Origin of the sequence: Microbacterium sp. B35-04, assembly GCF_010634885.1 — a bacterium.
Taxonomy (GTDB): domain Bacteria; phylum Actinomycetota; class Actinomycetes; order Actinomycetales; family Microbacteriaceae; genus Microbacterium.
In genome coordinates this window covers 1-3066 of record NZ_MWLP01000075.1, presented here as the reverse complement: position 1 = coordinate 3066, position 3066 = coordinate 1, and the positions used below count along the sequence as shown (strand labels likewise).

At 73.5% G+C, this 3066-nt stretch carries 4 protein-coding genes; all 4 read right to left on the bottom strand.

Features of this window, described 5'->3' with window-relative positions:
* Positions 1-99: 99 nt before the first annotated feature.
* Positions 100-516 carry a VOC family protein gene (locus tag B1729_RS15800; protein ID WP_163616233.1) on the bottom strand — a complete coding sequence of 139 codons (417 nt, stop codon included), beginning with the start codon at positions 514-516 and terminating at the stop codon, positions 100-102.
* Between the two features lie 62 nt (positions 517-578).
* The gene (locus B1729_RS15795) at positions 579-1955 is read right to left on the bottom strand and encodes a transcriptional regulator (RefSeq protein WP_163633726.1); all 1377 of its coding nucleotides are present in this window, start codon (positions 1953-1955) and stop codon (positions 579-581) included.
* Between the two features lie 91 nt (positions 1956-2046).
* Positions 2047-2421: a group 1 truncated hemoglobin gene (locus B1729_RS15790; RefSeq protein WP_163616237.1), complete on the bottom strand. Its 375-nt coding sequence runs from the start codon at positions 2419-2421 to the stop codon at positions 2047-2049.
* A gap of 51 nt (positions 2422-2472) precedes the next feature.
* On the bottom strand, positions 2473-3066 hold a 594-nt coding region (locus B1729_RS15785), incomplete at its 5' end, for a hypothetical protein (protein WP_204318946.1).

Here is a 3066-nt window from a genome sequence, read left to right as displayed (position 1 = left end):
CTCGCAAGCTCGCTCAACGACCGCGTTCCTCGCTCGCTCAACGACCGGGTCAGGGCCGCTGGCGAGCGGGAGTGAGGCGGGGGCGGGGGCGGGGGCGGGCTACTCGGCCGATGGTGCGCGGCGAGCGCGGTCCCGCTCGACGATCTCGAGGTAATGCGGGTTCTCCATGATGCCGAGGATGTTGCCGAAGGGGTCGACCACGGCCGCGGTGTCGAAGCCGTGGCCCCGCTCGATCACCGGCTGATATTCGGTCGCCCCGAGCTCGAGCAGGCGGGCCAGGCCGGCGTGCACGTCGTCGACCGCCCATTGCATGACCGCGCCGGCCGGCCCGTCGGGCATCGGCGGACGGTACTGCGCATCGATGATGCCGAGCTCGTGCTCGTAGTCCCCGACGCGGAACTCGATGTAGGCGGGAGTGACGAAGTAGGGCTCGATGCCGAGCACCTCGGCGTACCAGCGCGAGGCGGCGTCGAGGTCAGCGGCGTAGTAGCTGATGGTGGCGAATCCGCGGAGCATGTGCGGTTCCTCTCTGTCGTGAATCCAGCTTGCCGCCCAATGCGGTCACAAACAGTCCGCGATCAGGGAGCGGCTTCGAGCTTCTCGATCCGCGCCACCAGCCCCGCGCGGCGCGGCGAGCGCGCGGGCAGCATAGAGAGGCAGAGCCGCAGCAGCTCGACGTCGTCGGCGCCGGCATCCGTCTCGGCGAACGCGAGAAGGACATCGACGGATGCCTCGGCCATGAGCGCCTCGCGGAGCGCCACACGGACGGTGTCGCGGAACTCCTCGACCCCCGGCGCGACGGAGTCCGGCAGCACATCGCCCCGGTAGGCGGCGAGGGCGACGCGATGCGCGCCGCGGTCGAGGAGCGACAGCACCTGGTGGGCATCGGTCTCGATCTCGACGCCGAGTCGGTAGGGCCGGGACTCGGGTACGAGCGCGGGAGCGGATGCCGCGAGCGCCCGGCGCAGTCGCACCATCTCGGCGCGGAGTGTGACGGACGTCGCACCGGCCGCCGCGCGGACGGCGTCGGCGGGCTCCCCATACACGAGATCACCCAGTCGCTCGGCCGACAGACCCTGGCGATGCACGGCGAGCATGAGCAGCAGCTCGGCGTGGCGCGGACCGAGCTCGGACACCGTCTCGACGCCCTCACCGGCCACTTCCAGCAGCGCTCGGTCGCGACCGAGCACCCGGAGCGTCGCTCGGGTGCGCTCCGGGCGGCGCGTCGAAGGGCGACGACGGGTCGCCGCGCGTCCCACACCGTTCCCGTCGGCGGCGCGGGCGCGAAGCCGCGCCACCAGGAGCTCGCCCTCGATCGCCCGGGCGGTGGCATCCACCAGCAGCTGCGCCTGCGGGGTCACCGCCTCGAGGCCGCCCGTCACATCGATGACGCCGAGGATGCGACGGGTCTCGGGATCGTGCACCGGCGCCGCGCTGCACGACCACGGCTGAACGAGCCGGTTGAAGTGCTCGGCGCCGGCGATCTGCACCGACCGATCGAGCGCGATGGCCGTGCCCGGGGCGGCGGTGCCCACGGCGTCTTCGGACCAGTTCGCGCCTTCGACGAACCCCATGTCGCCCGTGAGCCGCCGCACGTTGCGGTCCCCCTCGACCCAGAGCAGCCGGCCGGCCGCATCGCCGACCGCGACGACGACGCCGGAGTCGGAGGCCTCGCCCGGCAGCAGCAGGCCGCGCACCATGTCGATCACGCCCGCGAGCGGGTGCGCGCGGCGATACGCCTCGAGCTCCTCAGCGGTGAGGTCGAGGGGTGGCAGCGCCTCGGCGCCGACGAGGCTGTCTAGCGAACGCCGCCAGGACTCGCGGACGAGGCTCCGGACATCGCTGAGTCGGTGGTCGGTCGCGTTGCCCGCCACGAGCTCTTCGTGCGCGCGCTCGATGAGCAGGCGGGATGTCTCGGGCGACACCTCGCGGCGCTGCGACCAGGGTGATGACACGGCGGCTCCGATCGACGTCGGTGGAGCGTGCGTCCAGTGTAGGACGGCCGCGTGTCGCCCTTGACGGCGTCGTCGATCGAGCCCGGCCCTCTCAGCCTGCCGTGGTGACCTCGGTGCGCAGCGGCATCAGGGCGCCCGCGACCTGGCCGATGGTGGCCTCATCGACACCCGCGTCGGCGAGCGCCGTCGCTGCGTGACCGATGACGCGATCGAAGTCGGCGTCGGTGATGCCGCGACCGGCGTGGGCCGCCTTCATGTCGAGGCCCTTGTAGCCGTCGGGGCCGCCTGCCGCGGCAGCGAGGAAGAGCGCCATGTGGCGCTTCTGGTCGACCATCCGCGTGTCGGCGAAGTACGGGGCCAGGCTCTCGTCGCCCAGGATCAGCCGGTACATGTTGTCGACGACGGCGGCGATGCCGTCGCCTTCGCCCAGCCGCTGGTACAGGGTCGCTTCGGTGGTGTCGGTCATGCGGGTGCTCCGATCGTGAGGGTGGCGGGGTGGCTGGTGTCGGCGGGAGGGTCAGCGCCCGGCGCTGCCCCGTCGCCACGGGCGGTCGTTCGAGGGCTGGTCGTCGGTCGCGGGCTGCTCCTGCGGGGCCGGCGCCGCGGACGCCGGCGCGGCGGGTGCCGGCGGCGCGGGGGTCGGCGGGGCGGGCGGCTGCGCCGGAGTCTGCACTGGCGTCTGCGCCGGGGTCGCGCCAAGCCGGCCGAGTTCGCGTTCGATCGACTCGAGGAGCGAGTGCACCTGGGCGGTGGCCATGCGGGCGAACTGGCGGGCGCGCACGACATCGTCCGGCGATGCCGGCCCCGCGGCCGCGAGATCGTCGGTCGCGAACGCGAACGAGGGGGACCTGTCGGCCCAGGGCTCTGCCGGCCGGACGCCGACGGCGGGTGCCGCGGCCGGTCCGGGCTCGGCGGCGGTGGCGGCGGTGGCGGCGGTGGCGGCGGCGGCCTCGGCGACCGCTCCGGGGTGGGCCGCTGCCTGCTTCTCGATCGAGTGGGCGACGTGCTGCGCCCGCTCGATGATCTCGCGGTACTGCTTGCGAGCGGTCTCGATGAGGTCCTTGGCGTACGACTCGGCCTCCGCGACGGCGTCGTCGGCGATGCGCTGGGC

What these genes read in the sequence shown, in the direction of transcription:
- B1729_RS15800 (WP_163616233.1), bottom strand. Translation starts at nt 516, where the DNA reads ATGCTCCGCGGATTCGCCACCATCAGCTACTACGCCGCTGACCTCGAC.
- B1729_RS15790 (WP_163616237.1), bottom strand. Translation starts at nt 2,421, where the DNA reads ATGACCGACACCACCGAAGCGACCCTGTACCAGCGGCTGGGCGAAGGC.